Source organism: Terriglobales bacterium, assembly GCA_035454605.1.
Classification (GTDB): domain Bacteria; phylum Acidobacteriota; class Terriglobia; order Terriglobales; family Acidobacteriaceae; genus DATMAB01.
In genome coordinates this window covers 1-3,133 of record DATIGQ010000022.1, presented here as the reverse complement: position 1 = coordinate 3,133, position 3,133 = coordinate 1, and the positions used below count along the sequence as shown (strand labels likewise).

General features: G+C 65.2%; 3 protein-coding genes. 2 read left to right on the top strand and 1 reads right to left on the bottom strand.

Annotation, left to right across the window (positions count from 1 at the left end; genetic code table 11):
- Nucleotides 1–278 precede the first annotated feature (278 nt).
- The gene (locus VLE48_01700; GenBank protein HSA91699.1) at nucleotides 279–1,262 is read left to right on the top strand and encodes a DUF1003 domain-containing protein; all 984 of its coding nucleotides are present in this window, start codon (nucleotides 279–281) and stop codon (nucleotides 1,260–1,262) included.
- Here VLE48_01700 and VLE48_01695 read toward each other — a convergent pair.
- Complete coding sequence (locus VLE48_01695; GenBank protein ID HSA91698.1) at nucleotides 1,259–1,783, bottom strand: carbonic anhydrase; 525 nt, start codon at nucleotides 1,781–1,783, stop codon at nucleotides 1,259–1,261. The two genes, VLE48_01700 and VLE48_01695, sit on opposite strands and share 4 nt — an antisense overlap.
- 134 nt (nucleotides 1,784–1,917) lie before the next feature.
- On the opposite strand from VLE48_01695, the gene mnmE reads away from it, so the two are divergent.
- Nucleotides 1,918–3,133, top strand: a 1,216-nt coding sequence (gene mnmE / locus VLE48_01690; protein HSA91697.1) for a tRNA uridine-5-carboxymethylaminomethyl(34) synthesis GTPase MnmE, incomplete at its 3' end; no start/stop codon positions are given.

The following is a 3,133-nucleotide window of genomic DNA, read 5'->3' as shown; positions in this document are numbered from 1 at the left end:
GCGCGATTATCCCGACCTGCGCAGCGAGAGCCAGGGCGAAGGCGGGCGCCGCTACGTGGTGATCTTCCCCAAGGACTACCAACCCGGCGCACCCCGGCCGGGCGGCCGGCCCCATGTGAAGAGCTTCCGCAAGGGACGGTAATACATTGATTCATTGACGATTGAAAACCGCGCCTTCACCAATCTTCAATGAACAAATGAATCAATCGTCAATCCTCCATGTCTCCGCGGTGAATCGTCCCTTCACAAACCACTAGCGCTCCTCCCCGCACCTTGGCATGATGCGCTTGACCGCAGCCCGCCGGGGCGGGCGCGGCGAGGTGATGGCCATGGCCGCAGAAGTGGAACTGCTGGCGGAAGTCCCGCTGTTCGCGCTGCTGGGGAAAAAGGAACGCCTGAACCTGGCGGCGATCCTGAGCGTCAAGCGATTCGACAAAGGCGACAGCATTTTTTCCTTCGGCGATGCCGGGGACTGCCTGTACCTGGTGCGTTCCGGCAAGGTCGAGGTCTTCGTGGAAAACTACGAGGGCGAGAAGACCATCCTGGCGGAAAACGGACCAGGCGACCTGTTCGGCGAGATCTCGTTGCTCGACGGCGGCGCGCGCACGGCGACCGCCGTGGCGGTGGAGAGCACGGAGACACTTACGCTCGACCGCGAACACCTGCTGGAGTTTCTGAAGCGGCATCCCAAGGCCGCGCTCGACCTGCTCACGGTGGTGGGCCGGCGCCTGCGTACCACCGACGAGCTGCTGCGCACCCACGTGACGCGCAACGTCAACGAAGAAGAGCAAGAGCGGATGACCTTCGGCGAGCGCATTGCCGACCGCGTGGCCACCTTCGGCGGTTCGTGGACGTTCATCCTGGTTTTCGGGGCATTCCTAATGGGTTGGATGTTCCTCAATGCCTTCATCCTGCTGTCGAAGGCCTACGATCCTTACCCGTTCATTCTGCTGAACCTCTTGCTCTCCACCCTGGCGGCGCTGCAGGCGCCGGTGATCATGATGTCGCAGAACCGGCAGTCGGCCAAGGACCGGCTGAAGGCCGACCTCGAATATCAGATCAACCTGAAAGCTGAACTGGAGGTGGCGCAGTTGCACAACAAGATCGACCGTGTCTACGAAACCATGCAGGCCAACTTCGCGAAGATGAATCGGCCGGCGGGCGTGACGGCGGGAGAGCGCAGCGAACCCGGCAAGGGGCCGCAACCGAAATCCCCAGCCCAGCCATCCAAGGGCTCCGAGCCGCCACAAACCCCGTCCTAGGCCGGAATCCTCGATGAGGCAGCGGCCTTGACTTCGCGCAGCCGCCCCGTCTTGACGTCAAAGATGAAACCGCGGACCGGGATGTGCCGCGGAACCCAAGGATGCGATTGGATCTTTAGCAGCTGTTCGCGCAGGTTGTCCTCCAGGTCGCCGAAGGCGAAGAAACGAGCTGGAACGGCGGCCAGCGCGCCCGTCTCGCGGTGCAACCGCTGGCGCAGATCTTCATCCTGGAAGCTGAGCATGCCGCAATCGGTGTGATTGATGACCACGAATTCCTGCGTTCCCAGAAGGTGGTGGGAGATGATCAACGAGCGCAGAGCATCCTCGGTAACGATCCCTCCGGCGTTACGGATGATGTGTGCGTCGCCGGTGTGGAGTCCGAGCGCTTCTTCGACGGTGAGCCGCGCGTCCATGCAGGCTACTACGGCCAGCTTGCGCGCCGGCGGCATGGCCAGGTGCCCCAACTGGAATCGTTCGGCATAGCGACGGTTGGCTTCGAGAACCTCATCGGTCACGCTCATGGTGATTCTCCTCCCGTGACCGGAATGGATGATTCATCCCCGGGGCGGGATTCAAGGGGCGCGCCTTTTCGTCCCCACCGGTGTCTGGTTCATCCCACGACCCGCGCAGCCACTACAATCACGTGATACCCGCCGTGCACCTCGACGATACCATCGTCGCCATCTCCACCCCACCGGGCCGCGGCGGCATCGGCGTGGTGCGACTCTCGGGGCCGGAGGCGCGCGACATCGCGCTGCCGCTCCTGCGCCTGAAGCACGCGCTCGAACCCAACCGCGCCATTTTCGGCGAACTCATCGAGCCCGCGACCGGCGAAGCGACGGGCGGGCTGGGGGCGGGCGAAAGAATCGACGAAGTCGTCGTCACCTACTTCCAGAAGCCGCATTCCTACACCACCGAAGACGTCGTCGAGATCTCCACGCATGGCGCGCCAGTCGTGCTTCGCCACGTCGTCGAGATGTGCCTGGAGCGGGGCGCGCGCCTGGCGGAGCCCGGCGAGTTCACCCTGCGCGCATTCCTGAACGGCCGGCTCGACCTCACCCAGGCCGAGGCGGTGCGCGACCTCATCGAGTCGCAGACGCTCTACCAGGCCAAGGTGGCGGCCCAGCAGTTGGGCGGCGCGGTGTCGCATCGCCTGGCGCCCATCAAGCAGGCGCTGGTGGAGCTGATCGCGCGGCTCGAAGCCGGCATCGACTTCGCCGAAGACGATGTCCCGGTGCTGCCCGCGGAGCAGATCCTGGCGGGTCTCGCCGAGGTGCGCGCGCCGCTGGCCGAACTCGAGGCCTCGTTTGCCTACGGCAAGCTGGTGCACGAGGGGATGACGCTGGCCATCGTCGGGCGTCCGAACGTGGGCAAATCGAGCCTGTTCAACCGGCTGGTGGAGCGCGAGCGCGCCATCGTGACCGCGTCACCTGGAACCACGCGCGACCTGGTGAGCGAGACCGTGGCGCTCGACGGCATCCCGGTACGCCTGGTGGATACCGCCGGCCTGCGCGATGCGCTCGATGAAGCCGAGAGCATCGGGGTGCGCAAGTCGCTGGAGGCGCTGGCCGATTGCGACCTGGCGCTGGTGGTGCTCGACGCTTCGCGTCCGCCCGCCCAGCAGGAAGAAGAGTTGCTCAAGCTGGTGGCCGAGCGACGAGCCATCGTGGTGGAGAACAAGGTTGACCTCGCGCCCGACGCCGGCCAAGCGCGCGCTGCCGTGAACGGCATGGTGCGCGTGCAAACCTCCGCATTGACGGGCTTGGGCATCGCCGAACTGCGGCAGGAGATCCGCGGGCAGTTGGGAGTGGCCGCTTCCGGCGAGCAGGAAGCCGGATTCCTCACCAGCGTCCGCCACCAGGGGCTGGTGC